Origin of the sequence: Nocardioides sp. zg-1230, assembly GCF_013155335.1 — a bacterium.
Classification (GTDB): Bacteria; Actinomycetota; Actinomycetes; order Propionibacteriales; family Nocardioidaceae; genus Nocardioides.
Genome location: NZ_JABJQZ010000005.1, coordinates 345007 through 360452, shown reverse-complemented (window position 1 = coordinate 360452; position 15446 = coordinate 345007). Strand labels below are relative to the sequence as shown.

Genomic DNA, 15446 nt, shown 5'->3' with positions numbered 1-15446 from the left:
GGCTAGTTCGGATAGGGTTCCGACGCCGATTCCGCCCCGGTATCCCAACGGCAGAGGAAATGTGCTCAAACCACATCCAGTGTGAGTTCGAATCTCACCCGGGGCACCTTCTCGACGTGGCTGTCAGTGCTTGGTGCCACGGTGACCTACGTGTATTCAGTCCTGGACCGCTCCCGCGCGATCGGTCTTGTGTCTGCGGGCGCGACTGTGAGCGCCGCGAGCCGGGAGACAGGGATCGCCAGATCGACGATCCGGTCGTGGTTGACAGGTGCGCCGCGAGTCGACCCAGGATGTGTCGTCTGTCGAGGCGCCGTGCCGTGCCCGGCTTGGGACTATGCGGCGCTGCTCGGCTTCTATCTCGGCGACGGATGCGTATCTCGCCATGGGGCACACACGACGCTCCGCGTCGCGTGCGACGCCTCCCTCCCCGGGATAGTCGACGACGTGTCAGCGCTCGTGAAGTCCCTTCAGCCGGGCGGCGTCTTCACCGTCAACGCACCGGGCACGACTGTGGTCCAAAGCAACTGGAAGCACTGGCCGTGCCTGTTCCCTCAGCACGGCAGCGGGCGCAAGCACGAGCGCGCGATCGTCCTCGAGCCGTGGCAGGTCGACGTGGTGACAGCCTTTCCGGGAGCCTTCCTCCGCGGCCTCTTCCATTCCGACGGGTCTCGTGTCAACAACTGGGCCACCCGGATGGTCGACGGCGAGAAGCGCCGCTACGACTACCCGCGCTGGCAGTTCAGCAACCGCTCCGACGACATCATCGACCTCTGCTGCTGGGCGCTCGACCTCGCATACGTCGACTGGAGGCAATCCGGGCCCTGGACGGTGTCCGTCTCACGGAAGGAGGCAGTCGCGCGACTCGACGCCCTCATCGGACCGAAGTGCTGAATCAGCGGGTGCGGCGGTAGGCCGGGGTGACCTCGTTGATGGCATCGCCCATGCGGTGGATGCGCAACGCGTTGGTCGAGCCCGGGATGCCGGGCGGGCTGCCGGCGATGATGACGACGAGGTCACCCTCCTTGACCCGTCCGATGTTGAGGAGCGCCTCGTCGACCTGCCGCACCATCTCGTCGGTGTGCTCGACCTCGCCCGCCTGGAACGTCTCGACGCCCCAGGTCAGCGCCAGCTGCGAACGGGTGCGGGCCTTCGGGGTGAAGGCGAGGACCGGGATCGGGCCGCGGTAGCGCGAGAGCCGCTTCGCCGAGTCGCCGCTCGTGGTGAAGGCGACGACGTACTTCGCCTCGACACGCTCCGCGACCTCGGCGGCCGCCTTGGCGATGATGCCGCCCCGGGTGTGCGGCTGCCACTCCACCTCCGCCATGTGGCCGAGGCCGTGCACCTCGGTCGACTGGACGATGCGGGCCATCGTCTCGACGGCGACGATGGGGTGCTCCCCCACGCTCGTCTCGCCCGACAACATCACCGCGTCGGCGCCGTCGAGGACCGCGTTGGCCACGTCGCTCGCCTCGGCGCGGGTCGGCGCGGGCGAGGTGATCATCGACTCGAGCATCTGGGTGGCCACGATGACGGGCTTGGCGTTGCGCCGCGCCTTGTCGATGATCCGCTTCTGGTGGATCGGCACGTCCTCGAGCGGGCACTCCACGCCGAGGTCGCCGCGAGCGACCATGAGGCCGTCGAAGGCGTCGACGATCTCGTCGATGTTGTCGAGGGCCTGCGGCTTCTCGATCTTGGCGATGACGGGGACGGAGATGTTCTCCTCGCGCATCACGGCGCGTACGTCGTCGGCGTCGCCGCCGTGGCGCACGAAGCTCAGCGCGATGAAGTCGACACCCAGCCTCAGGGCCCAGCGCAGGTCCTCGGTGTCCTTCTCGGACAGGGCGGGCACCGACACCGCGACGCCGGGCAGGTTGATGCCCTTGTTGTTGGAGACCTTGCCCGGCACGACGACCTCGGTGACCACGTCGGTGTCGGTGACCTCGGTCGCCCTGAGACGGACCTTGCCGTCGTCGATGAGGAGCGGGTCACCCGGCTTCACGTCGCCCGGCAGGCCCTTGTAGGTCGTGCCGCAGATCTCCGCGGTGCCCTCGACGTCACGCGTGGTGATGGTGAAGGTCGATCCCCGCTTGAGCTTCACCGGCCCGTCGGCGAACGTCTCGAGCCGGATCTTCGGACCCTGGAGGTCGGCGAAGATGCCGATCGCGTGGCCGCTCTCGTCGGAGGCCTCGCGGACCATCCGGTAGACGGCCTCGTGGTCGGCGTACGCCCCGTGGCTCATGTTGAGCCGCGCGACGTCCATGCCGGCCTCGACGAGGGACCGGATCCCCTCGGGGGTGTTCACCGCGGGGCCGAGGGTGCAGACGATCTTTGCTCTACGCACGTCCGTCACCCTAGCGGACTTTGGATCGTTCCAAGCAAGGCCGCCCCGCCGGCTGGACGCCCTGTAACGCCGGGTTCAGAGCTGTACCCACCCTGATGCATCAGGGTGGGTAGTTGCAGTAACCCGGCGTTACAGCGAGTGGTGGCGGGTCAGACGACGAGCGGGCGCTCGTTCGGCTTGATCGGCGACGGGAGCGTGGTCGAGCCGGTGAGGTAGGCGTCGACGGACGCGGCCGCGCTGCGACCCTCGGCGATGGCCCACACGATCAGCGACTGACCGCGGCCCACGTCGCCGGCGACGTAGACGCCGGGCACGGAGGCGGCGTACGACGCGTCGCGGCTGACATTGCCGCGCTCGTCGAGGTCGACGCCGAGCTGGTCGATGAGGCCCGGGCCCTCGGGACGGGTGCGCTCGGGGCCGGTGAACCCCATCGCGAGCAGCACCAGCTGGGCCGGGATGTCGCGCTCGGTGCCCTCGACGGGCTGGAACTTCGCGTCGACCTCGACCAGGCGGAGCGAGGCGACCCGGCCGTCGTCGTCGCCGACGAACTCCTGCGTCGAGACGGCGTAGACCCGGTCACCGCCCTCCTCGTGGGCGGAGGAGACCCGGAAGGTCATCGGGTACGTCGGCCACGGCTGGCCCGCGGGCCGGTCCTCGCCCGGCTGCGGCATGATCTCCAGCTGCGTGATCGAACGGGCTCCCTGCCGGATGGACGTGCCGAGGCAGTCGGCGCCGGTGTCACCGCCGCCGATGATGACGACGTCCTTGTCGGTGGCCACGATCTGGTCCGAGCCGTCCGACGTCGCCGCCTCGCCCAGGGCGACGCGGTTGGCCTGCGGCAGGAACTCCATCGCCTGGTGGATCCCGCCGAGCTCGCGCCCGGGGACGGGGAGGTCGCGCGCCGCGGTGGCACCCATCGCCAGCACCACGGCGTCGTAGCGGTCGAGCAGCTTGTCGCCGGTCAGGTCGCCACCGACGTCCACGCCGGCCCGGAAGACCGTGCCCTCGCGGCGCATCTGGTCCAGGCGCCGGTCGAGGTGCTTCTTCTCCATCTTGAACTCGGGGATTCCGTAGCGCAGCAGGCCGCCGATCTTGTCGGCGCGCTCGTAGACAGCGACGGTGTGGCCGGCGCGGGTCAGCTGCTGGGCGGCGGCGAGCCCGGCGGGCCCGGACCCGATCACGGCCACGGTCTTGCCGGAGAGCCACTCGGGCGGCTGGGGGCGGACGTAGCCCGATCCCCAGGCGCGGTCGATGATCGAGACCTCGACGTTCTTGATCGTCACCGGGTCCTGGTTGATGCCCAGCACGCAGGCCGTCTCGCACGGCGCGGGGCACAGGCGCCCGGTGAACTCCGGGAAGTTGTTGGTCGCGTGGAGCCGGTCCATCGCGCCGTCCCAGTCGTCACGCCAGACCAGGTCGTTCCACTCCGGGATGATGTTGCCCAGCGGGCAGCCCTGGTGGCAGAACGGGATGCCGCAGTCCATGCAGCGGCCGGCCTGGGTGTTGATGATCGGGAGCAGCGCGCGCCCGATGCCGTCGGGGTAGACCTCGTTCCAGTCGTGGACGCGCTCGGCGACGTCCCGACGGGAGGCGACCTCGCGGCCGTGCTTCAGGAAGCCCTTGGGGTCAGCCATGCTGGTTCACCTTCTTCGCGGGTCGGGGGTCGTACGTCGAGCAGGGACGTGCGCGCTCACCCATGGAGGACCTCCATGATCCGAGCGGCGGCCTCGTCCTCGTTGAGCCCGTCCTCCAGCGCCTCCTCGCGCGCCTCGAGCACGCGCTTGAAGTCGCTGGGCATCACCTCGGTGAAGCGGGCGAGGGAGGCGTCCCAGACGTCGAGGAGCGCAGTGGCGACGGCGGAGCCGGTCTCCTCGGCGTGCTGCTCGACGAGGGCCTTCAGCTCGTGGGCCGCCTTGCCGGTGACGGGCGCGAGCTCGACCAGCTCGGGGTTGACCCGCTGCTCGTCGAGGTCGAGCACGAAGGCGTAGCCGCCCGACATGCCGGCGGCGAAGTTGCGGCCCGTCGGTCCGAGGACGACGACGACACCGCCGGTCATGTACTCGCACCCGTGGTCGCCCACACCCTCGACCACGGCCGTGGCGCCGGAGTTGCGGACGCAGAAGCGCTCGCCGACGCGACCACTCAGGAAGACCTGGCCCGACGTCGCGCCGTAGCCGATCGTGTTGCCGGCGATGATCTGCTCCGCCGGCTCGAACGTCGCGGCCCGGTCGGGCCGTACGACGAGGCGGCCGCCGGACAGGCCCTTGCCTACGTAATCGTTGGCGTCGCCCTCGAGCCGCAGGGTCACCCCGCGCGGCAGGAACGCGCCGAAGGACTGGCCGGCCGAGCCGGTCAGGGTGATGTCGATCGTGCCGTCGGGCAGGCCGTCCCCGCGGTAGCGCTTGGTGACCTCGTGACCGAGCATCGTGCCGACGGTGCGGTTGACGTTGCGGATCGCGACCTGCGCGCGCACCGGCTCGCCGGACTCGAGCGCCGGGGCGGCGATGGCGATGAGCTCGTTGTCGAGCGCCTTGGCGAGGCCGTGGTCCTGCGTCCTGGTGTTGCGCAGGTCCTGGTGCTCGAACTGGCCGAACTCGCCGTGGGCCGAGGCCTGGTGGAGGATCGGCCTGAGGTCGAGCCCCGAGGCCTTCCAGTGGTCGACCGCGCTCGCCACGTCGAGGGTGCCGACCTGGCCGATCGCCTCGTCGAGGCTGCGGAAGCCGAGCTCGGCGAGCAGCTCGCGGACCTCCTGGGCGATGAACTCGAAGAAGTTGACGACGTACTCGGCCTTGCCGCTGTAGCGCTCGCGCAGCACCGGGTTCTGGGTCGCCACGCCCACCGGGCAGGTGTCGAGGTGGCAGACCCGCATCATGATGCAGCCGCTCACGACCAGCGGCGCGGTCGCGAAGCCGTACTCCTCAGCGCCGAGCAGCGCGGCGATGACGACGTCGCGTCCGGTCTTGAGCTGGCCGTCCGCCTGCACCACGATCCGGTCGCGCAGGCCGTTGAGCAGCAGCGTCTGCTGCGTCTCGGCCAGGCCGAGCTCCCACGGTCCGCCGGCGTGCTTGAGCGAGGTCAGCGGGGACGCGCCGGTGCCGCCGTCGTGCCCGGAGACCAGGACGACGTCCGCATGCGCCTTGGAGACACCCGCGGCGACGGTGCCGATGCCGACCTCGGAGACGAGCTTCACGTGGATGCGCGCCGCCGGGTTGGCGTTCTTGAGGTCGTGGATCAGCTGCGCCAGGTCCTCGATCGAGTAGATGTCGTGGTGCGGCGGCGGGCTGATGAGACCGACGCCGGGCGTCGAGTGCCTGGTCTTGGCGACCCACGGGTAGACCTTGTGGCCGGGCAGCTGCCCGCCCTCGCCGGGCTTCGCGCCCTGCGCCATCTTGATCTGGATGTCGTCGGCGTTGGTGAGGTACTCCGACGTCACGCCGAAGCGGCCCGAGGCGACCTGCTTGATCGCCGAGCGGCGCTCTGGGTCGTAGAGCCGGTCCGGGTCCTCGCCGCCCTCACCGGTGTTGGACTTGCCGCCCAGCCGGTTCATCGCGATGGCGAGGGTCTCGTGGGCCTCCTGGCTGATCGAGCCGTAGGACATCGCGCCGGTGCAGAAGCGCTTGACGATCTCCGAGACCGGCTCGACCTCGTCGATGTCGATCGGCTCGCGCACACCGTCCTTGAACGTGAACAGGCCGCGCAGCGTCATCAACCGCTCGGACTGCTGGTTCACCCGGTCGGTGTACTGCTTGAAGATGTCGTAGCTGCCCGTGCGGGTGGAGTGCTGGAGCCGGAAGACCGTCTCCGGGTCGAACAGGTGCGGCTCGCCCTCGCGGCGCCACTGGTACTCCCCGCCGATGGTCAGCTCGCGGTGCGCGGGGGCGATGCCCTTGCGGGGGTACGCCGTCGCGTGGCGGCGGGCGACCTCCTCGGCGATCGTGTCGAGCTCGATGCCCCCGAGCTTGGAGGTCGTGCCGGTGAAGTAGCGGTCGATGACTGCCTGCGACAGGCCGACGGACTCGAAGATCTTCGCGCCGGTGTAGGACGCGACCGTCGAGACGCCCATCTTGGACATCACCTTGAGCACGCCCTTGCCGAGCGCCTTGATCAGGTTGGCGACCGCCTTCTCGGCGTCGACCTTCACGTAGTAGGCCTCGCGGGCAAGGTCCTCGACCGACTCCATGGCGAGGTAGGGGTTGACCGCGGCCGCGCCGTAGCCGACCAGCAGGGCCACGTGGTGGACCTCGCGGACGTCACCGGCCTCGACCAGCAGGCCGACCTGCGTGCGGGTCTTCTCGCGGACGAGGTGGTGGTGGACCGCGCCGGTGAGGAGCAGCGACGGGATCGGGGCGAGCTCGGCGGTCGAGTGGCGGTCGGAGAGCACGATGATGCGGGCGCCGGCGGCGATGGCAGCCGACACCTCGGCGCAGAGCTCCTCGAGACGGGCCTCGAGCGCCGCTCCCCCGCCCTCGACGTCGTACAGGCCGCGCACGACGTGGACCTGGAAGCCCGGCATGTCGCCGTTGCGGTTGATGTGGCGGATCTTGGCCAGGTCGTCGTTGGAGAACACCGGGAACGGCAGCACGATCTGCCGGCACGACGCGGGGGTCGGCTCGAGCAGGTTGGCCTCGGGGCCGATCGACCCGCTCAGCGACGTCACCAGCTCCTCGCGGATCGCGTCGAGCGGCGGGTTGGTCACCTGCGCGAACAGCTGGGAGAAGTAGTCGAACAGCATCCGCGGCTTGTCGCTCAACGCCGCGATCGGGGTGTCGGTGCCCATCGAGCCGAGCGCCTCGCCGCCGGTGTTGGCCATCGGGCTCAGCAGGATCCGCAGCTCCTCCTCGGTGTAGCCGAAGATCTGCTGGCGGCGGGTGACCGACGCGTGGGTGTGGACGATGTGCTCGAGGTCGTCGATGTCGTCGAGGTGGATCAGCCCGGCGTGCAGCCACTCGTCGTACGGCTGCTCGGCGGCGAGCTGGCTCTTGATCTCCTCGTCCTCGATGATCCGGTGCTCCTCGGTGTCGACGAGGAACATGCGGCCCGGCTGCAGCCGGCCCTTGCGGACGACGGTGGCGGGGTCGAGGTCGAGCACGCCGACCTCGGAGGCGAGGACCACGAGGCCGTCGTCGGTGACCCAGTAGCGCGAGGGGCGCAGGCCGTTGCGGTCGAGGACGGCACCGATCTGGGTGCCGTCGGTGAAGACCACGCACGCGGGTCCGTCCCACGGCTCCATGAGCATGGAATGGAACTCGTAGAACGCCCGGCGCCGGGGGTCCATCTCGCGGTGGTTCTCCCAGGCCTCGGGGATCATCATCAGCACGGCGTGCGGCAGCGAGCGGCCGGCGAGGTGCAGCAGCTCGAGGACCTCGTCGAACGACGCGGAGTCCGAGGCGCCGGGCGTGCAGATCGGGAAGAGCCGCTCGAGGTCGCCCGGGATCAGGTCGCTCTCGAGGAGCGCCTCACGGGCGCGCATCCAGTTGCGGTTGCCCATCACGGTGTTGATCTCGCCGTTGTGCGCGATGAACCGGAACGGGTGGGCCAGCGGCCAGCTCGGGAACGTGTTGGTGGAGAAGCGGGAGTGCACGACCGCCATCGCCGAGGCGACCCGCTCGTCGGTCAGGTCGGGGAAGACCTGGTCGAGCTGGTCGGTGGTGAGCATGCCCTTGTAGGCCAGCGTGCGTGAGGAGAGGGAGGGGAAGTAGACGTCCGTCTCGGACTCGGCGCGCTTGCGCAGGCAGAACGCCCGGCGCTCCAGCGCCATCCCGCTCACCCGGGCACCGCGGCCGGCCACGAAGACCTGGGCGAAGCTCGGCATCACGCTGCGCGCGGTGGCACCCAGCGTCGTGTCGTCGACGGGCAGCTCGCGCCACCCGAGGACCGTGAGGCCCTCCTCGTCGGCGATCTCCTCGATCCGCTGGCGGGTCTTGGCCACCGCGTCGGCGTCGCCGGGCAGGAACGCGGTGCCGACGGCGTACGCCCTCGCGGGCGGCAGCTCGAAGTCCACCACCTCGCGGAGGAAGGCGTCGGGGACCTGCATCAGGATCCCGGCGCCGTCACCGGAGTTCACCTCGGCGCCGGCGGCACCGCGGTGGTCGAGGTTGCGCAGGGCGGTGAGCGCCTTGGCCACGATGTCGTGGCTGGCCTCCCCGGTCAGCGTCGCCACCATGGCGACGCCGCAGGCGTCCTTCTCGTGGCGAGGGTCGTAGAGACCCTGGCTCGGCGGGAATGCGTGCATGGAGGCATTCTCCCGTCGTCGTCTCCGCGCGCCAGGGACCGGTGGCCGGTCCGCGACGGGCGAGGGGGTGGAATCGACGCTGGGGACGACGTTGGCCCGAGCAAGACGGAACCTATCACCGGCGCGAGCTGCCGGGGCGCGCTGTGTCAGGCCGTGGGACCGGCGCGACGCCCGTCCTCGGCGTCCTCTGCGTCCTCTGCGTCCTCGTCGCCGTCGACCTGCGGCTCGCGGGTGCGGACCACCTCCTCGCGACCGGGGTACCGCTTCGCCGACCAGACGAACCACACCGCGGCCAGGACGAAGAGCACGATCGAGGTCCACACGTTGAGGCGCAGCCCCAGAACGTCGTCCATCTGCACGTCGTCGATACGGAGGTTCTCGATCCAGCCGCGGCCGAGCGTGTAGAGCATGACGTAGAGCGCGACGACCCGTCCGTGGCCGAGGCGGAAGCGCCGGTCGGCCCAGATGATCACGGCGAACGCCGCCAGGTTCCACAGGCACTCGTAGAGGAAGGCCGGGTGGAACGTCGCCTGGTCGAGGTACTGCGCGGGACGGTGGGCGACGTCGATCTCCAGGCCCCATGGCAGGTCGGTGGGACGGCCGTAGAGCTCCTGGTTGAACCAGTTGCCCCAGCGTCCGACGGCCTGCGCCACGAGCACGCCGGGAGCCAGCGCGTCGAGCAGCGGCAGCAGCTTGATGCCCTTCGTCCGCGCCCCGAGCCACACCCCGAACGCGCCGAGGGCGATCGCCCCCCACACCCCGAGACCGCCGCGCCAGACGTAGAGCGCGGTGACCGGGTTGCGGTCCTCGCCGAAGTAGAGCTCCCAGTCGGTGATCACGTGGTAGAGCCGACCGCCGATCAGCCCGAACGGCACGGCCCACAGCGCCAGGTCGCTGACCTCGCCCGCCGTGCCGCCGCGCGCGACCCAGCGCCGCTCACCGATCCAGATCGCGAGCACGATGCCGAGGATGATGCTGAGCGCGTAGCCGCGGATCGGCACCGGTCCGAGGTTCCACACGCCGTCGGCGGGGCTCGGGATGGACATCAGGGTCACCAGCGGCGAGCCCAGGACGGTCGAGACGGTCGGGACGATCAGCATGGGGAGCATCATCCTTGGTCGAGCAACGTCAGCACGTCACCGGCCAGCTGGGCCTGCGAGACGTCGTGGTCCCACATCATCGGCGACTCGTCGTCGGCGTCGACGGCGTAGACACGGGTGCCGTGGGTGACGTCGTAGCCACCGCTGGGGAGCTTGTCCCCCTTGTCGATCCCGACCGCGAGGCTCTCGCCGACCTCGACGATGTCGTCGAGGTCGCCCGTCAGGCCGATGATGCTCGGGTCGAACGCCTCGACGTAGTCCTGCGTCACGGCCTCGTCGTCGCGGGCGGGGTCGGTCGTCACGAAGACGACGTCGAGCCGCTCCTTCTGCTCCTCGTCGAACCGCGTCAACGTGCCGGCGAGGGTGGCCATCACCTGGCCGCAGATGTCGGGGCAGTTGGTGTAGCCGAAGAAGACGAGCGTGAGGTCCTTGTCGGTGTCGTCGGTCAGGCTGAACGGCTCGCCGTCCGTGCCGACGAGCGGCGTCGAGGAGACCTCGAACGGCGGGTCGAGGACCGTGCCGGTCAGCTCGGCCGACTGCGCTCCCCCGCCGCAGGCCGCCAGCAGCGCGAGCAGTGGGACCATCGCGAGCGCTGCCCTAGCGCGCACGTCGTACGCCCTCGGCGAGGTCGGCGGTGAGGCTGCGCAGGGCGTCGAGACCGGCGGCCAGGTCGCCCTCGTGGTCGAGCAGGCACCGGACGAACGCAGAGCCCACGATGACGCCGTCGGCGAAGCCGGCGACCTCGGCCGCCTGGTCGCCGTTGCTGACCCCGATGCCGACGGCGACGGGTACGTCACCGGCGCTCCGGACCCGGCCGACCAGCGGGCCCGCGAGGTCGGAGGTGGCGTCGCGCGCACCGGTGACGCCCATGACGGCGGCGGCGTAGACGAAGCCGCGGCTCTCGTGGGCCGTCATCGCGATGCGCTCGTCGGTCGAGCTGGGGGCGACGAGGAAGATCTTGTCGAGGTCGTGCGCGTCGGCCGCGGCGATCCACTCCGACCCGTGGTCGGGGGTGATGTCGGGCGTGATGAGCCCGGCCCCGCCGGCCGCGGCCAGGTCGGCGGCGAACCGCTCGACGCCGTAGCGCTCGACGGGGTTCCAGTAGGTCATCACCAGCGTGGGCACGCCCGTCGCGGCGACCTCCTCGACCACCCGCATGACGTCGGAGGTGCGGACACCGCCGTCGAGCGCCGCCTGGGCGGCGGCCTGGATCGTGGGGCCGTCCATCACCGGGTCGCTGTAGGGCAGGCCGATCTCGATGGCGTCGCAACCGGCCTCGACCATCACCTTCATGGCCTCGATCGAGCCGTCAACGGTCGGGTAGCCGGCGGGCAGGTAGCCGATGAGCGCGGCACGACCCTCGGCCCTCGCGGTCGCGAAGGCGGTGCTGGTGGAGGTCACTGCTGCGCCTCCGTGTCGAGCTCGGTCGCCGCGTCGGCCTCGACCTGCTCGAGGTCGGCCTCGGGGCCCTCCTCGGCGTCGCCGAGGCCGAACCACTCGATGGCCGTGCCCATGTCCTTGTCGCCGCGACCGCTGAGGTTGATGATCACCGTCGCGTCGGGGCCCTTCTCCTGGCCGAGCCGCGTGGCGACGTCGAGCGCGCCGGCGATCGCGTGGGCCGACTCGATGGCCGGGATGATGCCCTCGGTGCGGCTCAGCAGGGCCATCGCGTCCATCGCCTGCGCGTCGGTGACCGGCGTGTACGTCGCCCGCCCGGACGCGGCCAGCCAGGAGTGCTGCGGGCCCACGCCGGGGTAGTCGAGACCGGCGGAGATGGAGTGGGACTCCACCGTCTGGCCGTCGTCGTCCTGGAGGACGTAGGTGCGGGCACCGTGCAGCACGCCCGCCTCGCCGGCGTGGATGGTCGCCGCGTGGCGCCCGGTCTCCACGCCGTCGCCGCCGGGCTCGAAGCCGTGGATCTCGACGCCCTCGTCCTCGAGGAACGCGGTGAACAGGCCGATCGCGTTGGAGCCACCGCCCACGCAGGCCGCGACCGCGTCCGGCAGGACGCCGTACTGCTCGAGGCACTGCTCGCGGGCCTCGTCGCCGATGCCGCGGCAGAAGTCGCGGACCATGCTCGGGAACGGGTGCGGCCCGGCGGCGGTGCCGAAGAGGTAGGCGGTGTGGTCGACGCTGGCGACCCAGTCGCGCAGGGCTTCGTTGATCGCGTCCTTGAGCGTCGCGCTGCCGGACTCCACCGGCACGACCTTGGCGCCGAGCAGCTGCATGCGGGCGACGTTGAGCGCCTGGCGGCGCGTGTCGACGGCACCCATGTAGACGGTGCAGTCGAGGTCGAACCACGCCGCGGCAGTCGCGCTGGCGACGCCGTGCTGGCCGGCACCGGTCTCGGCGATCACGCGGGTCTTGCCCATCCGCTTGGTCAGCAGGGCCTGGCCGAGGACGTTTCGGATCTTGTGGGCGCCGGTGTGGTTGAGGTCCTCGCGCTTGAGCAGGACCCGGGCGCCGACGAGCTCGGAGAGCCGCTCGGCGTGGTAGAGCCGGCTCGGCGTGCCGGCGTACTCGCGCAGCACCCGCTCGAAGTCGGCGACGAACGCCGCGTCGGCCATCGCGTCCTGCCAGGCCTCGGTCAGCTCGTCCAGCGCGGCGACGAGGGCCTCGGGCATGAACCGCCCGCCCCACGTCTGGCCGAAGTAGCCGCGCTCGTCGGCGTCGTACCTGGTGGTCCCGGTGCCGCTCGTGGGCACGCTCGACTGCACGCTCACGGTGCCGTCACTCCTGTCATCGCTCGTACGGCGGCCTCGGGGTCGCCGTCCTTGACCAGTGCCTCGCCGACCAGCACGACGCCTGCTCCCTCGGAGACGAAGCGCTCGACGTCGGCGACGCCGGTGATGCCGCTCTCGGCGACGAGGACCGCGTCGCCCCGGATCTGGGGGGCGAGGCGCCCGAACACGTCGGGGTCCACCTCGAGGGTCTTGAGGTTGCGGCTGTTGACGCCGATCAGCGCGGCATCCAGCGCCAGTGCGCGCTCGGCCTCCGCCTCGTCGTGCACCTCGACCAGCACGGTCAGCCCGAGCGCCGTCGCCTCGTCGTGGAGCCGGCGGAGGGTGGTGTCGTCGAGGGCCGCCACGATCAGCAGCGCGAGGTCGGCACCGGCCGCGCGGGCCTCCACGAGCTGGTAGCCCTCGACGATGAAGTCCTTGCGCAGGATCGGGGTCTCGACGGCGGCACGCACGGTGCGCAGGTCGGCCAGGCTGCCGCCGAAGCGGCGCTCCTCGGTCAGCACCGAGATGGCCGCGGCACCGCCGCGGGCATAGGCCTGCGCGAGCGAGGCGGGGTCGGGGATGTCGGCGAGCGCGCCCTTGCTCGGGCTGCGGCGCTTGACCTCGGCGATCACGCTCGACCCGGCAGCGCGGAAGTGCGGCATCGGGTCGCGCGGGGGCGGGGCGTCGGCGAGGTGGGCGCGGAGCTCGCCGAGCGGGAGCGCGGCCTCGCGGCGGGCGAGGTCGTCACGTGCCCCCGCGACGATGTCGTCGAGCACGGAACCGGTCGCTGGCATGGACTCAGCCTCTCACCCGGCCCCAGCCCGACCTGGGCCGGTGCCCAGTGGACGGACGGGTACGACGACCGGGTGCGTGGCTCAGTGGTCGGAGGAGTTGAAGCCGAGCTTGGACAGCACCAGGAACAGGGGGAACGCGACCACCGCGATGATGATGCCGATCCACAGCAGGGTCATCTGGGTCGGGACCTGCAGCAGCGCGACGCTGCCCACGACGAAGCCGAGCATCGCGATCCCCACGGCGGTCCATGCAGCGGGGGTGTTGCCGTGGCCAGCAGCCATCGTGGGTGCTCCTTCGTCGGTCGGTGCGCGGTCGGGCGAGTGCGCTACGAGTCTAGGCGGTCGGGTCGCGGCCGTCGTCGAGGGCCTTCCAGATGTCGATGTTCTCGGTGGGGCGGTCGCCCGGCGCCTGCGCCGGGTCGACACCGCCGGTGGCCCGGGCTCCCGTGGGGGCGTCGTACCTCGTCCCCATCTCGGGCCAGGTGCGCACCAGGCGCAGCGCCAGGACGGTCGAGGCGAGCACCAGGAGCGCCGCCACGCACGCGAGCCAGAACCATCCGGTCAGCGCAGTGTCCTCGAGCGTGACGCCCGTCCTCCGGCGCACCTGCTCGACGAGGTGGTCGGGCAGGCTGAACGGCGCCCAGACGACGGTCGCGACGTAGCCCGTCGCCGCCAGCACGGCGAGCCCCGCGATCACCCGGCGGAACCGCCCGCGGGTCACCAGCAGGACGCCCCAGCAGGCGAGCACGACGAAGGCGAGTGCCGTCCCGAGCGGGGAGGACGCGATCTCCCCGGCGGCGGTCGTGGCGACGGAGAGGGACGCCTGCGCCGACGAGTCGGCACCGGTGCCCGAGACCCACGGCTTGCTGGCGGCCCACGCTGCCAGTGCCGCGGACGCGACGCCGACCAGGACGACCGGTCCGAAGGTGCGCCGGCCGGCGGGACGCTGCGCGCTCGGCTCAGTCATCGACCCGGTGCACCAGGTCGGCGTCGAAGCAGGTGTGGTCACCGGTGTGGCAGGCGGCACCCACCTGGTCGACGACGAAGAGCAGCGTGTCGCCGTCGCAGTCGAGGCGGACCTCCTTGAGCCACTGCACGTGGCCGGAGGTGTCGCCCTTGACCCAGTACTCGCGCCGCGACCGCGACCAGTACGTCGCCCGCCCGGACTCGATGGTGCGGGCGAGCGCCTCGTCGTCGACCCAGGCCAGCATCAGCACCTCGCCGGAGCCCTGCTGCTGCACGACGACGGGGACGAGGCCCTCGGCGGTGTGGCGCAGGCGGGCGGCGATCGCCGGGTCGAGGGAGGAGTGGGGGCTCGTCATGGGTCCATGGTCTCAGCCTCGCGGGCGGCCCACGTCTCCGCGCACTGCTTCGTGACCGGACCGGGCGCGGGGAGGTCGCGGTCGTCCCAGCGGGTGATGGCCTGGACGTCGCGGGTCGTGGAGACGAGGAAGGCCTCGCTCGCGTCGGCCCGCACCTCGGCCAGCGGCTCGTCGACCTCCCGGGCACCGGACCATTCGAGGACGAGCTCGCGGGTGATGCCGGCGAGGCACCCCGACGCCAGGCTCGGGGTGCGCAGCTCGCCGTCGAGGACGTAGAACACGTTGGACCCGGTGCCCTCGCAGAGGTTGCCCGCGGTGTTGGCGAACACCGCCTCGGTCCCACCGTGCCGGTGGGCGTGCGCGAGGGCGATCACGTTCTCGGCGTACGACGTGGTCTTGAGGCCCGCGGTCGCGCCGTTCTCGTTGCGGGTCCAGGGAACGGTCACGACGGTGGTCTCGGCGGGCGCGTGGTCGATCGCGCTGTAGGCGACGACGAGGGTCGCCGGTCCCCCGCCGCGCCCCGACCCCATCCGGTGCGGCCCGGCGGTCCAGGTGACGCGGAGCCGGCCGATCGGGTCGCCCTGCGCGCCGTCGAGGACGGCCGCGACGCCACGTCGTACGTCGTCGAGGTCGGGCGCGGGCAGCCCCAGGCCGGCCGCGCTCCGCTCGAGCCGGGTGAGGTGGCGGGTCAGCGCGAAGGGCTCGCCGTGCAGGGTCTTGACCGCCTCGAAGACCCCGTCACCCACGGTGAACCCGTGGTCGGTGACCGCGATCGCCCCCTGGGTCGGGTCGGCCAGGAGGTCACCGTCGATCCACGCGCGCATGGCGTCACTCTAGGGGCCGGCCGGGTGCCGCGCGGGTGCTCGTGGGACGGGTGGGACACACGGACGAGGGGGGCGATTTTGGCGCCTCGTCGGGCATGTACTACTGTTCC

General features: G+C 71.3%; 13 protein-coding genes and 1 tRNA gene. 2 read left to right on the top strand and 12 right to left on the bottom strand.

What is annotated here, in order from left to right; all coding sequences use genetic code 11:
• The first annotated feature begins 33 nt into the window (after positions 1-33).
• Both HOO61_RS17550 and HOO61_RS24270 read left to right on the top strand, forming a co-directional pair.
• A tRNA-Leu gene (locus HOO61_RS17550) sits at positions 34-106 on the top strand.
• 338 nt (positions 107-444) lie between these two features.
• Positions 445-891 (top strand): hypothetical protein, encoded by a 447-nt coding sequence (locus HOO61_RS24270; RefSeq protein ID WP_253942528.1) that lies wholly within the window; start codon positions 445-447, stop codon positions 889-891.
• A 1-nt stretch (position 892) separates the two neighbouring features.
• Here the strand turns inward: HOO61_RS24270 and pyk are convergent, their stop codons facing one another.
• From pyk to HOO61_RS17485, 12 genes are all read right to left on the bottom strand, one after another.
• Positions 893-2341 carry a pyruvate kinase gene (pyk, locus tag HOO61_RS17540; RefSeq protein ID WP_172260786.1) on the bottom strand — a complete coding sequence of 483 codons (1449 nt, stop codon included), beginning with the start codon at positions 2339-2341 and terminating at the stop codon, positions 893-895.
• A 149-nt stretch (positions 2342-2490) separates the two neighbouring features.
• A complete protein-coding gene (locus HOO61_RS17535; protein ID WP_172260784.1) occupies positions 2491-3975 on the bottom strand; it encodes a glutamate synthase subunit beta in 1485 nt (494 codons plus the stop codon).
• 56 nt (positions 3976-4031) lie between these two features.
• On the bottom strand, positions 4032-8573 hold the full coding sequence (gltB, locus tag HOO61_RS17530) for a glutamate synthase large subunit (RefSeq protein ID WP_172260782.1): 4542 nt from the start codon (positions 8571-8573) through the stop codon (positions 4032-4034).
• Between the two features lie 146 nt (positions 8574-8719).
• A complete protein-coding gene (gene lgt, locus HOO61_RS17525) occupies positions 8720-9673 on the bottom strand; it encodes a prolipoprotein diacylglyceryl transferase (protein WP_172260780.1) in 954 nt (317 codons plus the stop codon).
• Between the two features lie 8 nt (positions 9674-9681).
• Positions 9682-10281 (bottom strand): SCO family protein, encoded by a 600-nt coding sequence (locus HOO61_RS17520; RefSeq protein ID WP_172260778.1) that lies wholly within the window; start codon positions 10279-10281, stop codon positions 9682-9684.
• Positions 10271-11074, bottom strand: a complete 804-nt coding sequence (gene trpA / locus HOO61_RS17515) for a tryptophan synthase subunit alpha (RefSeq protein WP_172260776.1) — start codon at positions 11072-11074, stop codon at positions 10271-10273. The genes HOO61_RS17520 and trpA overlap by 11 nt, the downstream gene beginning before the upstream one ends.
• Positions 11071-12390, bottom strand: coding sequence for a tryptophan synthase subunit beta (trpB, locus tag HOO61_RS17510; RefSeq protein WP_172261056.1), 1320 nt, complete (start codon positions 12388-12390; stop codon positions 11071-11073). Before trpB ends, trpA begins: the two co-directional genes overlap by 4 nt.
• A 2-nt stretch (positions 12391-12392) precedes the next feature.
• Positions 12393-13190 (bottom strand): indole-3-glycerol phosphate synthase TrpC, encoded by a 798-nt coding sequence (trpC, locus tag HOO61_RS17505; RefSeq protein ID WP_172260774.1) that lies wholly within the window; start codon positions 13188-13190, stop codon positions 12393-12395.
• A gap of 81 nt (positions 13191-13271) precedes the next feature.
• The gene (locus HOO61_RS17500) at positions 13272-13472 is read right to left on the bottom strand and encodes an HGxxPAAW family protein (protein WP_172260772.1); all 201 of its coding nucleotides are present in this window, start codon (positions 13470-13472) and stop codon (positions 13272-13274) included.
• A gap of 52 nt (positions 13473-13524) precedes the next feature.
• Complete coding sequence (locus HOO61_RS17495; RefSeq protein ID WP_172260770.1) at positions 13525-14157, bottom strand: Trp biosynthesis-associated membrane protein; 633 nt, start codon at positions 14155-14157, stop codon at positions 13525-13527.
• Positions 14150-14512: a phosphoribosyl-AMP cyclohydrolase gene (gene hisI / locus HOO61_RS17490; RefSeq protein WP_172260768.1), complete on the bottom strand. Its 363-nt coding sequence runs from the start codon at positions 14510-14512 to the stop codon at positions 14150-14152. The genes HOO61_RS17495 and hisI overlap by 8 nt, the downstream gene beginning before the upstream one ends.
• On the bottom strand, positions 14509-15336 hold the full coding sequence (locus HOO61_RS17485; RefSeq protein ID WP_172260766.1) for an aminotransferase class IV: 828 nt from the start codon (positions 15334-15336) through the stop codon (positions 14509-14511). The genes hisI and HOO61_RS17485 overlap by 4 nt, the downstream gene beginning before the upstream one ends.
• Positions 15337-15446: the final 110 nt, after the last annotated feature.

Bases quoted from the DNA above. Each gene is read 5' to 3' on its own strand.
- HOO61_RS17535 (WP_172260784.1), bottom strand. From the start codon at position 3,975: ATGGCTGACCCCAAGGGCTTCCTGAAGCACGGCCGCGAGGTCGCCTCC.
- gltB (WP_172260782.1), bottom strand. From the start codon at position 8,573: ATGCACGCATTCCCGCCGAGCCAGGGTCTCTACGACCCTCGCCACGAG.
- lgt (WP_172260780.1), bottom strand. From the start codon at position 9,673: ATGCTGATCGTCCCGACCGTCTCGACCGTCCTGGGCTCGCCGCTGGTG.
- trpC (WP_172260774.1), bottom strand. From the start codon at position 13,190: ATGCCAGCGACCGGTTCCGTGCTCGACGACATCGTCGCGGGGGCACGT.
- HOO61_RS17500 (WP_172260772.1), bottom strand. From the start codon at position 13,472: ATGGCTGCTGGCCACGGCAACACCCCCGCTGCATGGACCGCCGTGGGG.
- HOO61_RS17495 (WP_172260770.1), bottom strand. From the start codon at position 14,157: ATGACTGAGCCGAGCGCGCAGCGTCCCGCCGGCCGGCGCACCTTCGGA.
- hisI (WP_172260768.1), bottom strand. From the start codon at position 14,512: ATGACGAGCCCCCACTCCTCCCTCGACCCGGCGATCGCCGCCCGCCTG.
- HOO61_RS17485 (WP_172260766.1), bottom strand. From the start codon at position 15,336: ATGCGCGCGTGGATCGACGGTGACCTCCTGGCCGACCCGACCCAGGGG.